The sequence below is a fragment of the Streptomyces sp. NPDC059010 genome (genome assembly GCF_042740355.1).
GTDB lineage: Bacteria > Actinomycetota > Actinomycetes > Streptomycetales > Streptomycetaceae > Streptomyces.
Map to the genome: position 1 here is coordinate 101,413 of NZ_JBHYJA010000018.1, position 15,028 is coordinate 116,440.

General features: G+C 70.4%; 14 protein-coding genes. 8 read left to right on the forward strand and 6 right to left on the reverse strand.

What is annotated here, in order from left to right; all coding sequences use genetic code 11:
* Nucleotides 1-12 precede the first annotated feature (12 nt).
* Nucleotides 13-1,548, reverse strand: a complete 1,536-nt coding sequence (locus tag ACFWYS_RS21155) for a DUF4331 domain-containing protein (RefSeq protein WP_384770940.1) — start codon at nucleotides 1,546-1,548, stop codon at nucleotides 13-15.
* 230 nt (nucleotides 1,549-1,778) lie between these two features.
* Between ACFWYS_RS21155 and ACFWYS_RS21160 the strand changes: the two genes are divergently transcribed.
* From ACFWYS_RS21160 to ACFWYS_RS21170, 3 genes are all read left to right on the forward strand, one after another.
* A complete protein-coding gene (locus tag ACFWYS_RS21160) occupies nucleotides 1,779-2,321 on the forward strand; it encodes a sigma-70 family RNA polymerase sigma factor (RefSeq protein WP_384771216.1) in 543 nt (180 codons plus the stop codon).
* 5 nt (nucleotides 2,322-2,326) lie between these two features.
* Complete coding sequence (locus ACFWYS_RS21165; RefSeq protein ID WP_384770943.1) at nucleotides 2,327-3,136, forward strand: anti-sigma factor domain-containing protein; 810 nt, start codon at nucleotides 2,327-2,329, stop codon at nucleotides 3,134-3,136.
* A gap of 126 nt (nucleotides 3,137-3,262) precedes the next feature.
* A complete protein-coding gene (locus ACFWYS_RS21170) occupies nucleotides 3,263-3,532 on the forward strand; it encodes a hypothetical protein (RefSeq protein ID WP_384770946.1) in 270 nt (89 codons plus the stop codon).
* A gap of 252 nt (nucleotides 3,533-3,784) precedes the next feature.
* On the opposite strand, the gene ACFWYS_RS21175 is transcribed toward ACFWYS_RS21170, so the two are convergent.
* Together ACFWYS_RS21175 and ACFWYS_RS21180 are read right to left on the reverse strand one after the other, a co-directional pair.
* Nucleotides 3,785-4,567, reverse strand: coding sequence for an ABC transporter permease (locus tag ACFWYS_RS21175; protein ID WP_384770949.1), 783 nt, complete (start codon nucleotides 4,565-4,567; stop codon nucleotides 3,785-3,787).
* Entirely contained in the window at nucleotides 4,564-5,538 is a 975-nt protein-coding gene (locus tag ACFWYS_RS21180) for an ATP-binding cassette domain-containing protein (RefSeq protein WP_384770952.1), read from the reverse strand. The genes ACFWYS_RS21175 and ACFWYS_RS21180 overlap by 4 nt, the downstream gene beginning before the upstream one ends.
* A 63-nt stretch (nucleotides 5,539-5,601) precedes the next feature.
* Between ACFWYS_RS21180 and ACFWYS_RS21185 the strand changes: the two genes are divergently transcribed.
* Entirely contained in the window at nucleotides 5,602-6,318 is a 717-nt protein-coding gene (locus tag ACFWYS_RS21185) for a TetR/AcrR family transcriptional regulator C-terminal domain-containing protein (protein WP_384770955.1), read from the forward strand.
* Here the strand turns inward: ACFWYS_RS21185 and ACFWYS_RS21190 are convergent.
* Genes ACFWYS_RS21190 through hmgA form a run of 3 tightly spaced genes read right to left on the reverse strand, consistent with a single transcriptional unit; the run spans nucleotide 6,315 to nucleotide 9,577 of the window.
* Complete coding sequence (locus ACFWYS_RS21190) at nucleotides 6,315-7,457, reverse strand: type ISP restriction/modification enzyme (protein WP_384770958.1); 1,143 nt, start codon at nucleotides 7,455-7,457, stop codon at nucleotides 6,315-6,317. The genes ACFWYS_RS21185 and ACFWYS_RS21190 overlap by 4 nt on opposite strands.
* Before the next feature lie 26 nt (nucleotides 7,458-7,483).
* Nucleotides 7,484-8,233, reverse strand: a complete 750-nt coding sequence (locus ACFWYS_RS21195) for a GntR family transcriptional regulator (protein WP_384770961.1) — start codon at nucleotides 8,231-8,233, stop codon at nucleotides 7,484-7,486.
* Nucleotides 8,234-8,260: 27 nt separating this feature from the next.
* Nucleotides 8,261-9,577: a homogentisate 1,2-dioxygenase gene (hmgA, locus tag ACFWYS_RS21200; RefSeq protein WP_384770964.1), complete on the reverse strand. Its 1,317-nt coding sequence runs from the start codon at nucleotides 9,575-9,577 to the stop codon at nucleotides 8,261-8,263.
* Nucleotides 9,578-9,749: 172 nt separating this feature from the next.
* Here hmgA and ACFWYS_RS21205 point away from each other — a divergent pair, with 172 nt between their 5' ends.
* The 4 genes from ACFWYS_RS21205 (at nucleotide 9,750) to ACFWYS_RS21220 (ending at nucleotide 15,008) form a co-directional block, all read left to right on the forward strand.
* Nucleotides 9,750-10,319, forward strand: coding sequence for a hypothetical protein (locus ACFWYS_RS21205; RefSeq protein ID WP_384770966.1), 570 nt, complete (start codon nucleotides 9,750-9,752; stop codon nucleotides 10,317-10,319).
* 106 nt (nucleotides 10,320-10,425) lie between these two features.
* The gene (locus tag ACFWYS_RS21210; protein WP_384770968.1) at nucleotides 10,426-11,040 is read left to right on the forward strand and encodes a TetR family transcriptional regulator; all 615 of its coding nucleotides are present in this window, start codon (nucleotides 10,426-10,428) and stop codon (nucleotides 11,038-11,040) included.
* Between the two features lie 163 nt (nucleotides 11,041-11,203).
* A complete protein-coding gene (locus ACFWYS_RS21215; protein WP_384770970.1) occupies nucleotides 11,204-13,441 on the forward strand; it encodes a molybdopterin oxidoreductase family protein in 2,238 nt (745 codons plus the stop codon).
* A 103-nt stretch (nucleotides 13,442-13,544) separates the two neighbouring features.
* Nucleotides 13,545-15,008, forward strand: a complete 1,464-nt coding sequence (locus ACFWYS_RS21220; RefSeq protein WP_384770973.1) for a CitMHS family transporter — start codon at nucleotides 13,545-13,547, stop codon at nucleotides 15,006-15,008.
* Nucleotides 15,009-15,028: the final 20 nt, after the last annotated feature.

The following is a 15,028-nucleotide window of genomic DNA, read 5'->3' on the forward strand; positions in this document are numbered from 1 at the left end:
CCGTGGGATGGGCTAGTAAGCCCGGTCCCGCATCCGGCGCCACCACATCAGGGCCCCGCCGATCAGCAGGATGCCCAGGGCGCCGGCGCCCGCTGACCCGGCGATCAGGGTCATGTTGTCCGTGCCGCCGGAGGAACCGGCCGGCTGCAGCGCGTCGCCGAGCTGGCTGCGGACGTCGGTCCCGCCGTCCGTGCCCTTGGCGAGCGGGCCGCGCGAACCCTCGGTCGGCAGGGCGACGTACGGGAAGGCCTTCTCGAAGTCCTTGTCGTTCTTGTCGACCGCGTCACCGAGGTCGTTCTTGGCGCCGACGAGTTCACCCTCGACGACCTGGAGCGAGGCGTCGATCACGTCGTCGCTGAGGCGTCGGCCGTTCGGGAAGCCCTGGTTGTCACCGTCGAGGACACCGAGGCGCTTGGGTTCCGCGGTCGGCTTGATCGAGGTGTTCAGGCGCAGTTCCTCCGCCGGGCGCACGTGCGGCGGCTGGTTGAGGCCCTTGACGCCCTTCAGGAAGACGTCGACCAGGTCGTTGCGCGGCTCCTTGGGCGCCGGGATCTTGTAGATCCCCTCGATGAGCTTGGGCAGCTCGGGGTTGGTGACGTTCTTCAGGAACTGGGCGTCGTCCCAGGGCGCGGACGCGTTGAACTTGTCCTTGTCCTTCAGCGGGTTGACGACCTCGTTCACCAGGGGGCTGCCGAGGCGCGAGACCTGCTCGTAGTAGCCCTTGGCGTTCTGCCGCTGGGTCGTCGACCAGATACCGACGATCGGCTGGTCCGCCGACTCGGTGATCATGTGGGTCGGGACCTGGAGGGCTATGGAGTTGACGTTGTAGCCCTTGAGCGTGTCGTTGCCGACCTCGGAGAGGTTCCCGCCGTACAGCAGGTCGAAGACCCGCAGGTCCAGGAAGAACGGGTCGTCGGCCTGGCCGGCGAACGTCGTCGTACCGCCGTGCAGTTCGTGCACGGCCTGCTCGCGCAGCTTGGCGTAGTCCGGCATCGACGCCTTGCCGACGTTCGACGGAGCCACCGGAACATCGTTGGCGATCTTCGTCTTCGACACCAGCTTCTGGTCCTTGAGCTTGATCAGCTCGATGTCGTACGTCTGCGTGACGTTGAGGTCCTTGTCGTCGAGGCTCTCGACCGGACCCGTGTTGTACAGGAACGTCTTCTTGTTCTTGACGTGTGTGTCGAAGGTGAACCGGTACAGCAGCTCGCCCTGCGCGTCACCGTTGTTGTCGATGTGGAGGTCGTACTGCGCGTCCTCGGCGAACGGGAAGAAGTTCGGTCCGCCGGCCGGTTCCTCGAACGGGATCCAGTTCGCGACGATCGTCGTCGTGTCCGGCTTGTCCGGGCTGACGAACGCGTACACGTCCGTGTTGTCGTACTGCGGCGTCCCCGAGATCAGCGGGGCCTCCCGGTGGCTGGAGGCGGAGGCCGCCCCCGGTGCCAGCGCGGCGACGCCGGCGGCTGCGAGCCCCCCGGCGGCCAGCGCACCACATACGAGGGTCGCGAGGCCCTTGCGTCCCGCACCGCTCCTGGAAATAGGTGTCATGCCGTCCGTCCTCAGTGCCAACTTGCCTGACGAACACGATTCGGAGCGGTCGCCAGGGTGGATTGGTCGAATCTCAAGCGTTCTTACGGCTGAACTGAAAACTTGTTTCATCGGTGGACCACCCGCGTTTTCGGCCCGCTGATCCGTAACCCCATCCGGAGGTGGGTCGGTTGCGAATGCCTCGTGGGACTAGACGGCCGCGCTGCGGTCTGGCCGGAGGGGGAGACGAGTTGGAGGCGGACGAGCTGTTGGTGCTCGTGGCTGGCGGAGACCAGAAGGCGTTCGAGGAGTTGTACGGGCTGGTCTCCGGGCCGGTGTACGGGCTGGTGAGGCGTGTGGTGCGCGACATCGCGCAGTCGGAGGAGGTGACCCAGGAAGTGCTGCTCGAACTGTGGCGGTCGGCCGCGAGGTTCGACCCGGGCCGGGGAAGCGCCCTGTCCTGGGTCCTCACCCTCGCCCACCGCCGTGCCGTCGACCGGGTGCGCAGCGCCCGCGCGGCCGGCGAACGCGAGCAGCGCGAGGCGCTCCGCGCGAACCACCCGGCCTTCGACCATGTCGCCGAGGAGGTCGAGGCCGGCCTCGAACGCGAGTGGGTACGCCGCTGCCTGGACCGCCTGACCGCGCTTCAGCGCCAGTCCGTCACCCTCGCCTACTACGACGGCTACACCTACCGTGAAGTGGCCGAGCGGCTCTCCCTGCCGCTGGGCACGGTCAAGACCCGGATGCGCGACGGACTCACCCAGCTGCGCAAGTGCCTCGGAGGCGTCGCGTGAGCTTCATGGACCGACTGCTCCGCCGCGCGGACCTGCACTCCCTCGCCGCGCCCTACGCCCTCGACGCCCTGGAACCCGGCGAGCGGGTCCGCTTCGAGAAGCATCTGAGGGCCTGTGACAGCTGCGCCGCCGAGGTGCGCGCCCTGTCCGAGGACGCCGTCCGCCTCGCCTGGTCCACGGCCGCCCCGGCCCCCGCCGCCCTGCGCGACCGGGTCCTGGCCGCCGTACGGACGACCCCGCAGGAGTCCACCGGGCGGGAGCCGGCACACGCGCGTGCCACTCAGCTGCCGCCGCATGTGTGGGGCACCCAGCCGCCGCCGCGCACCCGTGCGCCCAGGACGCGCCTCCTGCTCGTGCCGTTCGCCACGGCCACGGCCGCCGCGGCCCTCGTCGTCGCCTCCCTCTTCGCCGTCCAGGCCAACCGGACGCAGGACGAGCTGGATGCCCAGCAGGCCCGGGCAAGTGAGATCGCTAACGTTCTCGGGGCGCCCGACGCCCGGGCGGCCGCCGACGAGGACGCGCAGGGCCGGACGATCGGAGTGGTCGCCTCCGCATCGGAGGGGCGTGCCGTCGTCACTCTGAGCGGATATGGCGAGTTGCCGAGCGGCCGGGTGCACCAGCTCTGGCAGATGCGCCCCGACGTGCAACCGCGCTCCCTGGGGCTTTTCGACGGCGACACGCCCTTGGTCGCGACCGGTCTCGACAAATCGGCGACGTCACTGGCTGTGACCGTCGAGCCTGACGGAGGCTCACCGCAACCCACCAGCCAGCCCGTTGTCCAACTCGCCCTGAAATCGGTTGGATTCGGAGAGTAATCAGAAACGGGTTGTCAACACCCTTATGGGGAAGGTGAATCCTGTGACCGCGATACACGAGTGCCCCACCGGGGCGATAGGGTTAACCTGCCCGGGCCGGGTGGACTCGTACGGGTGGGGAGTGACATGGATCAGATAACAGTGCGCAGCAGGGCCAGGGTCCCTGCGATCACCTGCGGGAGCAGCGCGACCAGTTCGCGCCTCGACCGCCATCTCTCGGTACTGGCGGGTCCCGCCGTGCCGCAGCGGGAGGCAGCCGAGGCGACTTCGCTGATGCGTGAGCTGACCACACGTGACAAGACGCACGAGCGCAGCGACCGCAGTACACGCGTCCGCCGCGTCTCGCTCTTCGCCCCGCTGCGTCGGCTCCGCCGTTCGCTGTTCGGCGGGCGCTGACTCCCACCGGCGCTCTCCGAACGACTTCCAGGCCCGCGCCCGGCAGATCACACCGTCTCCGGCGCCGTACCGCGCTGTCGTCCGCCGTCATCCCCACGGCACCCGGCGGCGCCTCGGAGTCCCATCCGGGCGCGGGTACGTCCCCCGATCTTCACCCACCCCGCTCATCGGCCCCGTTCCATCCGTAACCGCCTTGGCGCGTACGGATGTTGACGGGGCCGACTGCGTGAGCACCGCGATGAGTGCCGCTCTTCACCGCTCGCCGCGTGCGTACCGGCGTACGGCGAGCGGTGCGAACACCGCGAGCAGTACCGCGCACCACGCCAGCGAACCGGCGACGGGATGCGCGACCGGCCAGGCGGCCCCGTCCGGCACCGGAGCGTTGCCGAAGAGGTCCCGCAGGGCCGTGGTGACCGCGCTGATCGGGTTCCACTCGGCGAGCGTGCGCAGCCAGCCCGGCAGGCCCTCGGTCGGGATGTACGCGTTGGACAGCAGCGGCAGCATGAAGGTCGCGCCGCCCAGCTGACCGGCGGCCTCCTCGTTCCGGGTGAGCATCCCGAGGAAGATCCCGACCCACGTCGTCGCGAACCGGAACAGCAGCAACAGCCCCACGGCGCCCGCCGCTTCGAGCACGGACCCCTCCATGCGCCAGCCCACCGCGAGCCCGACCAGCAGGAACGGCACCGTCCCGGCGGCCGTCAGGACGAGGTCGGCGGCCGCCTGCCCGAGCGGAACGGCGGCCCGGCTCATCGGCAGCGTGCGGAAGCGGTCCATCACGCCCCGGTGGGTGTCCTGGGCGGCCTGGAACATCCCGGTCATGATGCCGTTGGCCGCCGTCGCCACCAGCAGCCCCGGCACCAGGAAGGAGCGGTACTGCTCGCCGGGCATCGCCAGCGCGCTGCCGAAGACGTAGCCGAAGAACAGCAGCATGGTGATCGGCATCGTCTGGGTCAGGACCAGCAGCCCCGGGTTGTTGCGGATCCGCCGCAGCTGACGGCCCAGCATCGCGCCGCCGTCGTAGGTCAGGGTGCTCATGCCGCACGCTCCTCTTCCTGGGATTCCCGGGCTTCCTGGGTGAGCCGCAGGAACACGTCGTCGAGAGTCGGTGGTTCGATCCGCGCGTCGAGCAACGGCACGCCCGCCGCGTCCAGTTCGCGCACCAGCCGGGGGAGGGTGAGCGTGGCGTCCCGGGTGACCGCGCCGACGGCGCGCCGCTCGTGGTCGAACGACGGCTCCGCGCCGGTGAGTTGATCCAGTACGGCGGCCGCCTTGACCATCACGTCGGCCTCGGTGACGACGACCTCGACATGCGCGCCGATGGTCGCCTTGAACTGGGCCGGTGAGCCCGTGTGCGCGACCCGTCCCCGGTCCATCAGGGCTATGTCGTCGGCGAGTTGGTCGGCCTCCTCCAGATACTGCGTGGTCAGCAGCACCGTCGTGCCGTCGGCGGTCAGCTCCCGGACGGCCTCCCAGATCCGGTTGCGGCTCGCAGGGTCGAGGCCGGTCGTGGGCTCGTCCAGGAAGAGCACGTCGGGGCGGCGTACGAGGCTCGCGGCGAGGTCGAGGCGGCGGCGCATCCCGCCCGAGTACGTGGACGCGTGGCGGTCGGCCGCCTCGGTCAGGCCGAAGCGGTCCAGGAGGTCGGCGGCCCGCTCGGCCGGGCCGCGCACCCGGTGCAGCCGGGCGAACAACTGGAGGTTCTGGCGGCCGGTGAGGTCGCCGTCGACCGAGGCGTACTGGCCGGTGACGCCGATGCTGCGGCGGACGGCCGCCGGGTCCCGCAGCAGGTCGTGCCCGGCGACCCGGGCCGAGCCTGCGTCCGGGCGCAGCAGCGTGGTGAGGAGGCGTACGGCCGTCGTCTTGCCCGCGCCGTTCGGGCCGAGGAGGCCGCAGACGGTGCCCTGCGCGACGGCCAGATCGAGTCCGCGCAGGGCGTGGACCTCTGCTCCTTTGGGGCCGAATCGCTTCTCCAGACCCTCACTAAGTACAGCGTACGTAGAAGTCATGGGTTGACCATAGCGCACTACGTACGCTGTACGTAACTAGGATGGTGGCCGAGGTGATGATCGATGGCGGGCCGAGCTGCCGTACCCGAAGTGATCTGGGCGCGTCCCGAGCGGACCGGACGCGGTCCCAGGCCCGCGTTCACGCGTGCGGACATCGCGGCCGCGGCGGTGCGCATCGCCGACGCCGGCGGGCTGGATGCCGTGACCATGCGCAATGTCGCGGCCGAGCTGGGCTGCGGGACGATGTCGCTGTACAACTACGTCCCCCGCAAGGAGGACCTGTACGAGTTGATGATCGACGCGGTGGGCGGCGAGCACGAGATCCAGGAGCCGTCGGGCGACTGGCGTGCCGACATGGTCCGCAACGCGCAGGAGACCCGCGCCATCATGCGCCGGCACACCTGGGTGCCACGGGTGATGTCAGGGGCGTACGGCTTCAGCCCCAACACCCTGCGGTACCTGGAGCACTGCCTGGCCTGTCTCGAACCGCTCGACGTCGCCTACAGCGTGAAGATGGACCTGGTCTCGCTGCTCAACGGCGTTGTGACGACGTACACCGCGAACGAGCTCGCCACCGCCGAGCGCACCCGTGCCATGCCCTGGACCGAGGACGAGGAGAACGCGGCGCGGATGGCCTACCTCGGCAGTCAGGTCGCCACCGGCCGGTATCCGCTGCTGGCCGCGGCCTTCATGGAGGGCGGTGAGCCGGTCGATATGGAGGTGGTGTTCCGCCGGACCCTCGACCGGATCCTGGACGCCTACGACCCCGACGCGCGCTAGATCAGCGCGAGTTGCCCCTCCGGGCCCTCCTCGTGCCCGTCCAGGACCGACGCCGGTCTGCGAGCCGACTCCGGGACGGGCAGGACTCCGGCCCTGTGGAGGTCGGTCGCGGTGATGGTCGACGTCAACTCCTGGTCGAGCGGCTGGACTTCCGCCAGCAGGGCCAGGACGGTGATCAGCTCCAGCAGCTCCGACGTCCACGCCTGCGGCCAGGTCGCCGGGCGGATCGCCGCCAGGGTGCCCGGCTCGGGCTCCGTGACGCGGGCCGCGAACCACTGCTCCAGCACCTTCACCCCGGCCACCTCGTAGTCCCAGGCCTGCGGCGGGACCGGTGAGATGCGGCCCTCGCCGAGCAGCAGGGCCTCCTCCTCGCGGTCGTACTCCAGCGTCGACGGGCGGGAGGGGAGCGGGGCGCGGACGTACGGGCGGCGGCCGCCGGGCAGCTTCGGGCGGTCGCCGTCGCGCCGCATCAGCCACAGGGTGCGCCGGCCCGACTCCACGCCGCGGGCCCAGAGTCCGGGGTCGCCGGTGAGGGGGACGGTGAGGTCCGGGCGGACGGCCGCCAGCGTCCAGGCGAGGACGTCCGGCGGCTCGACCGGTGCGCCGAGCCGGTCCCGGAGGTGCTCCAGGAGGCCCGGCGCCAGGTTGGGTTCGGTGCCGCCGGGGCGGCGGTACAGCGGGCGGACGCGGCCGGGGCGGAGCAGCGGGAGCAGCGAGGTCGCCAGCAGGCCGGACTCCGGGGTCTCCAGGACGAAGACCTGCTGCTCGTCCGCCACCCGCCACAGCTCGGGGCGGGCCGCGTCGATCAGGCGGTGGTCGGGGATCAGCCACTGCTCGTCGAAGGGCGCGTGCAGGACGCGCACCGGGTCCGGGCAGGGGCCCGAGGCGCGGAACAGTTTCGCCGTGTCGGTCGACTGGCCGGGGAGCTGTCCGACCGCCGAGTGCAGGGTGCGGGAGCGGGTCGGCTCCAGCAGGGCCTCCCGGTCCGGGCCCTCGGCCTTCACAAAAGCGTCCCAGCGGGCCTTCAGGGACGCCGCGTCGGGGCCCGTCGGCCACCCCCGGCCGAGCCGCGGCGGTGCGACGGACCACGGCATGAGGTCCGCCAGCGGCGGAGCGTCGTCGTGCGTCACGCTGGGCATCGTACGGCCTGGCTCGGACAGCGGGGTCAGGTGGCGTCCAGGGTCACCGTGAAGGAGAAGCGGTCCCCCCGGTAGTGGATGACCGCCGCGTCCAGCACCTGCCCCGCCATGTCGTACGTCACACCTGTGTAGTGCAGGATCGGGCTCAGCAAGGGGACTTGGAGCAGTTTCGCCGTCTCCGGGTCGGCCAGGCGGGCCTCCACCGTGTCCGTGATGCGGCTGATGTCCGCCCCGACGGCATCCCGCAGCACCTTGGTCATCGGCCAGCGGACCAGGTCGTCCAGGTCTATGCGCGCGGCCAGTTCGGGGCGGACGTAGTTGCGGGCGTGGTTGGTCGGCTCGCCCGTCTTCTCGTCGCTGCGCAGACGGTGATACGTCGCCACCTCGTCGACGTCCGGGAAGTACTCGGCGAGTTCGGGCGGCACCGGTGCCTTGCCGTGGTCCAGCAGTTCGGTCGCCATGCCGGACTGCTGGGCCACGATCGCGTCCACCGAGCCGAGCAGCCGCACGGGGGAGCCCCGGCGGGCGTCCGGCTCGATGAACGTGCCGCGTCTGCGATGCCGTGTGATCAGGCCCTCGTCCTCCAGCTCCTTCAGCGCCTGCCGCATGGTCAGCACGCTCACGCCGTAGTGCTCGGCCAGCTGCTCCTCGGTGGGCAGGCGCAGCGGGTCCTGCGGGCGGCGGCCCAGTATCGAGGCGCGCAGCGACTGCGACACCTGGTACCAGAGCGGCAGCTTGCGGTTCAGGACGATCGAGTCCGGGGCGAAGGAGGTCACGGGGCCATCCGTACCGGTCGGGGATCTTTACTGCAAGGGGCGGAAGTGGCGCTCCATGCCCTGCCAGACGTCGTCGTAGCGTCGCTGGAGGTGGTCGGCGCCGGCCGCCTGCGGGGTCAGGGTCACCGGCCAGCGGGTCTCGAACATGAACGCCAGACCGTCGTCGATCTTCTGCGGCTTCAGCTCGGCGGCGCTCGCCCTGTCGAACGTCTCCCGGTCCGGGCCGTGCGCCGACATCATGTTGTGCAGCGAACCGCCACCGGGCACGAAGCCCTCCGCCTTCGCGTCGTAGGCGCCCTCGACGAGGCCCATGTACTCGCTCATCACGTTCCGGTGGAAGTACGGCGGCCGGAAGGTGTCCTCGCCCACCAGCCAGCGCGGCGCGAACACCACGAAGTCGACGCCCGCCAGGCCCGGGGTGTCCGACGGGGACGTCAGCACCGTGAAGATCGACGGATCGGGGTGGTCGTAGGAGATGGTGCCGATCACATTGAAACGGCGCAGATCGTAGATGTAGGGCACATGGTTGCCGTGCCAGGCGACCACATCGAGGGGTGTGTGGTCGTAGGTGGCCGTCCAGAGGTTGCCGCAGAACTTGTTCACCACCTCCACCGGGCCCTCGGTGTCGTCGTACGCGGCCACCGGCGCCTTGAAGTCCCGGGCGTTCGCAAGGCCGTTGGCGCCGATCGGGCCGAGGTCGGGGAGGTGGAAGGGCGCACCATAGTTCTCGCACACATAGCCACGGGCGGAGGCATCCAGCAGCTCCACACGGAAGCGCACCCCACGTGGGATCAGCGCCACATGTGCCGGTTCCACATGCAGCAGCCCGAACTCCGTGTGGAGCAGCAGCCCGCCGCGCTCCGGGACGATCAGCAGCTCGCCGTCGGCGTCGCTGAAGACGCGGTCCATGGAGGAGTTGGCGTGGTACAGGTGCACGGCCATGCCGGTGCGCTGGGTCGCGTCGCCGTTGCCGCCGAGGGTCCACAGACCGGCGAGGAAGTCGGTGCCGGGTGCGGGCTCGGGCAGGGGGTTCCAGCGCAGACGGTTCGGGTCGGGCACGGACTCCGTGAAGGGGGCCGTGCGGATCGCACCGTTGTCCATGCGTGTGAAGGCGGGGTGCGCGGCCGACGGGCGGATGCGGTACAGCCAGGAGCGGCGGTTGTGCGCCCTCGGCTCGGTGAACGCCGACCCGCTCAGCTGCTCCGCGTACAGGCCCAGCGGTGCGCGCTGGGGTGAGTTGCGGCCCTCGGGGAGGGCGCCGGGCACCGCCTCCGAGCTGTGCTCATTGCCGAACCCGCAGAGGTAGGTCAGCCCTTCCGCGGTCTTCCGCCTGTCCCCGCTCATGATCGCTCCCTCGAAATCTGATTCCTATGGTTCACCGTAGGATTGCGTTTTCTCGGGCGCAAGAGCGGCGGAGCAGATTCGGCCGGTCCTCCTCAGGAGGTACGACAGGATCGGGACGCCAACCAGACTTCAGGGGGATTCGGCTGTCGGAGGGGTGTTCTAGTCTCCGGACATGTCGTGGACACGGAGCCTTCTCGCCGTGCTCGCGGTCTGTGTCCTGCTGCTGACCGGATCCGTGGGCTGCGCTTCCAGTGATGCGCGGGAACAGGGGCCGGGCGGTGTGTCCCCGGTCGGCAAGGTCCTCGACGACACCGACGGCGAGGGGCGGCACTACCGCGAGGTGGCCAAGGGTGGCGCCCCCGAGGTCGGCATAGAGGTGCAGCCGGATCCGGGCGGCGGTGGCGGCGGTGACGGCGGCTGGGACATACGGCTGACCCTGCGCGACTTCCGCTTCTCGCCCGCCGGCGCCGAGGCGAAGGCGACGGCCGGCCGCGGGCTCGCGTATCTGTACGTGGACGGCCGACTCGTGACCAGGCTCCGCATACCCGAGTACCGTCTGGCCCCCGGCCTGGTCCCGCGCGGCACCCACCAGGTCACCGTCCGGCTGTACGCCGACGACGGCACGGTGTGGGCGGTGGACGGCAAGCCCGTGGAGAACACGGCCGCGATCACGGCATCGGAGGAGGAGGCGACGACGGCACCGACCGCGACACCGACTGCGACACCGGCCGGGACCCCGTAGCCGGCCGTGACGCCGAGGCGACCCCGTCCCCCGCGGCACTGAGCGCGCCGGGTACCGGCTTCCGTACAGGGGGGCGAGGTTCACCGGACCGCGCCGGAAAGGCATCATGAAGACCGTGCCCCATCCCGCATCGCTACGCCGGGCGCCCGTGCAGCGGCGCAGCGCCGAACGGCTCACCCGAATCCTCGACGCGTGCGCCGACCTCCTCGACGAGGTCGGCTACGACGACCTGAGCACCCGGGCCGTGGCCCAGCGCGCCGGTGTCCCCATCGGCTCGGTCTACCGCTTCTTCGGCAACAAGCGCCAGATGGCCGACGCCCTCGCCCAGCGCAACCTGGAGCGCTACACCGCCCGCGTCACCGAGCGCCTCGCGGAGACCGGCGACGGAGGCTGGCGCTCGGCCATGGACGCCGTGCTCGACGAGTACCTCGCCATGAAGCGCACCGCGCCCGGCTTCTCCCTGGTCGACTTCGGCAACCAGATCCCGGTCGGCAACCGCGGCGAACCCAACCACCGGGTCGCCGACCGCCTCACCGAGCTGCTCTCCGGCTACCTCGACCGCGAGCCCGACGACGATCTGCGCCGCACCTTCCTGATCGCCGTCGAGACCGCCGACACCCTGGTCCACCTGGCCTTCCGGATGGCGCCGGAGGGCGACGAGCGGATCATCGAGGAGACCCGGGAGCTGCTGCGGGCGTATCTGGCGCGCGTGCTCGACTGACGTGGATGCCAGGCTGACGTGGACGGCTGACTGACGTGGACGCCCGACTGACGGGAAGCGAATTTCCGACCTCACCCCTCCGAGGCCTCCCCTCCGTGCATACCGGTCGGTATGCTCGGCGGTGAGTCCGTGCGTCATCGCCGCCGCCACCTCGGGAGGACCCGTGTCCCGCACCGCACTGCGTATCTGCCCCCTGTGCGAGGCCACCTGCGGCCTCACCCTCACCATCGAGGGAACCAAGGTCACCGGGGCCCGCGGCGACCGTGACGACGTGTTCAGCCAGGGGTTCATCTGCCCCAAGGGCGCCTCCTTCGGCGCCGTCGACGGCGACCCGGACCGGCTGCGCACCCCGCTGGTGCGCAAGGACGGCGAGCTGCGCGAGGCCACCTGGGAGGAGGCCTTCGACGCGGTCGCCGCCGGTATCCGCCCGGTCGTCGAGCGCTACGGGCCGAACTCGGTGGGTGTCGTGCTCGGCAACCCCAACGTGCACACCATGGCGGGCGGCCTCTACCCGCCGGTCCTGATCGCCGGCCTGCGCACCCGCAGCATCTTCTCCGCCTCCACGGTCGACCAGATGCCCAAACACGTCTCCAGCGGACTCCTCTTCGGCGACGCCAACGCGATCCCGGTACCCGACCTCGACCACACGGACCACCTGCTGCTGATCGGCGCCAACCCGCTGGAGTCCAACGGCAGTCTGTGCACCGCGCCCGACTTCCCGGGCAAGCTGAAGGCGCTCAAGGCCCGCGGCGGCACCCTCACCGTCATCGACCCGCGCCGCACCCGCACCGCCAAGCTCGCCGACCGGCACCTCCCGATCCGCCCCGGCACCGACGCGCTGCTGCTGGCGGCGATGGCGTACACCCTGTTCGAGGAAGACCTCGTGGACACGGGGGAGCTGACCCCGCACCTCCAGGGGATCGCCGAACTCCGGGACGCCGTACGGGACTTCACCCCCGAAGCCGTCGCCGGCGCCTGTGACATCGAGGCCGCCCTGATCCGTACCCTCGCCCGTGAGCTCGCCGCCGCGCCCACCGCCGCCGTCTACGCCCGCATCGGCAGCTGCACCGTCCCGCACGGCACCCTCGCCAGCTGGCTGGTCGACGTACTGAACATCCTGACCGGCAACCTCGACCGCCCCGGCGGCGCCCTCTTCCCGCAGGCCGCCACCGACAGGACGCCCCGCCCGGCGGGGCCCGGTCACGGCTTCGCGCTGGCGCGCTGGCACTCCCGGGTCAGCCGGCACCCCGAGGCCAAGGGCGAGATGCCGATCTCCGCGCTCGCCGAGGAGATCGACACCGCCACCGAGGAGGGCGAGCCGATCAGGGCCGTCATCGCCGTCGCCGCCAACCCCGTCCTGTCGGTGCCCGACGGCGACCGGCTCGACAAGGCGCTCGGCGCGCTCGACTTCATGGTCAGCGTCGACCCGTACCTCAACGAGACCTCGCGCCATGCCCATGTCGTGCTGCCGCCGCCCCCGCCCTCGCAGAGCCCGCACCACGACTTCGCCTTCAACACGCTCGCCGTACGCAACCAGGTCCGCTACAACCGGCCGGCCGTCCCGCTGGAGCCCGGCCGCATGCTTGAGACGGAGATCCTGGCCCGGCTGATCCTCGCCGCGACCGGGATGCACGGCGCCGATCCGTCGGCCGTCGACGACCTGGTCATCGGGCAGACCCTCGGCAAGGCGGTGAAGGAAGCCCACTCCCCGGTGCACGGCCGCGACCCCCAGGAGCTCGCCGCACAGCTCTTCGGCGACACCGGACCCGAGCGCCGGCTCGACATGATGCTGCGCCTCGGCCCCTACGGCGACGGCTTCGGCGTACGGCCGGACGGGCTGGGCCTGGAGAAGCTGCTGGCGCATCCGCACGGCATCGACCTCGGGCCGCTCAAGGCCCGGTTGCCGCAGCCGCTGAAGACCGTCAGCGGCAAGGTGGAGCTGCTGCCGCAGCCGATCGTCGACGATCTGCCGCGCCTGCGGCAGGCCCTGCACGAGCGCCCCGAGGGGCTCGTCCTCGTCGGCCGCCGCCATCTGCGCTCCAACAACAGCTGGATGCACAACGTCCCCGCCCTCACCGGCGGCACCAACCGCTGCACCCTGCACATCCACCCCGAGGACGCCGAACGGCTCGGAGTCACCGACGGGGCGCCCGTGCGGATCAAGGGCGCCGGGGGAGAGGTCACCGCCCCCGCGGAGGTCACCGACGGCGTGCGTCCGGGCGTGGTCAGCCTGCCGCACGGCTGGGGACACGACCGGCCCGGCACCCGGCTGAACCACGCGCTGAAGGAACCCGGCGTCAACGTCAACCAGCTCCTCGACGGCAGCCTGCTCGACCCGCTGTCGGGCAACGCGGTCCTCAACGGCATACCCGTAGAACTGGCCACCGCATCAGCGCTGTGAGCAGTGCAAAGCTGTGACCAGCAGTTTTGCGCTTATTGCTCGCACGTCAACGTCTTGTTAACGCCGCTTGACGGGACCTAACGTCAACGCACCGCCGGCCCTGGTGGGTCGTTCAAGGGCGAACGTTAGGTATCCACTCATGCTGACCATCCTTGGCTTCGCCATGATCGCGACCTTCCTGGTCCTGATCATGATGAAGAAGATGTCGCCGATCGCGGCGCTCGTGCTGATCCCGGCACTGTTCTGCGTCTTCGTCGGGAAGGGCGCCAAGCTCGGTGACTACGTCATCGACGGCGTCACCAGCCTCGCCCCCACCGCGGCGATGCTGATGTTCGCGATCGTCTACTTCGGTGTGATGATCGATGTCGGTCTCTTCGACCCGATCGTGCGCGGGATCCTGAAGTTCGCCAAGGCCGACCCGATGCGGATCGTCGTCGGCACGGCGATCCTCGCCGCGATCGTCTCGCTCGACGGCGACGGCTCGACCACCTTCATGATCACGGTCTCGGCGATGTACCCGCTGTACAAGCGCCTGAAGATGAGCCTGGTCGTGATGACCGGTGTCGCCGCCATGGCCAACGGCGTGATGAACACCCTGCCGTGGGGCGGCCCGACCGCCCGCGCCGCCACCGCGCTCAAGCTCGACGCCAGCGACATCTTCGTCCCGATGATCCCGGCCCTCCTGGTGGGCCTGGCCTTCGTCTTCGTCCTCTCGTACGTCCTCGGTCTGCGCGAGCGCAAGCGGCTCGGTGTGCTGACCCTGGACGAGGTCCTGGTCGACGAGAAGATCGAGGAGAAGGTCGAGGAGAAGGAGACCGAGACGGTTCTCGTGGGCGCCGGCTCCGGCTCCTCCGGCACAGGCAAGACGGCCACCGGCGGCGCCGGTTCCGGCTCGGGCACCGACGCGGACGGCGACGACGACCGCTTCCAGGCGCTCGACCCGAACCGGCCCACCCTGCGCCCCAAGCTCTACTGGTTCAACGCGCTGCTCACCATCACGCTGCTCACCGCCATGATCATGGAGTGGCTGCCGATCCCGGTGCTGTTCCTGCTCGGCGCCGCGCTCGTGCTCACCGTGAACTTCCCGCACATCCCGGACCAGAAGGCCCGGCTCGCCGCCCACGCCGACAACGTCCTCAACGTCTCCGGCATGGTCTTCGCCGCCGCTGTCTTCACCGGCGTACTGCAAGGCACCGGCATGGTCGACCACATGGCCAAGTGGATGGTGGACGTCATCCCCGAGGGCATGGGGCCGCACATGGCCCTGGTCACCGGCATCCTGAGCCTCCCGCTCACCTACTTCATGTCCAACGACGGCTTCTACTTCGGCGTCCTGCCGGTCCTCGCCGAGGCCGGTGCCGCGCACGGCGTCACCCCGCTGGAGATGGCCCGCGCCTCCCTGGTCGGCCAGCCGCTGCACATGTCGAGCCCGCTCGTCCCGGCCGTCTATGTCCTGGTCGGAATGGCCAAGGTGGAGTTCGGCGACCACACCCGGTTCGTCGTGAAGTGGGCCGCGCTCACATGCCTCGTGATCCTCGGGGCAGGGATGCTCTTCGGAATCATCTGACTTTTCCATGGAGGATCCGC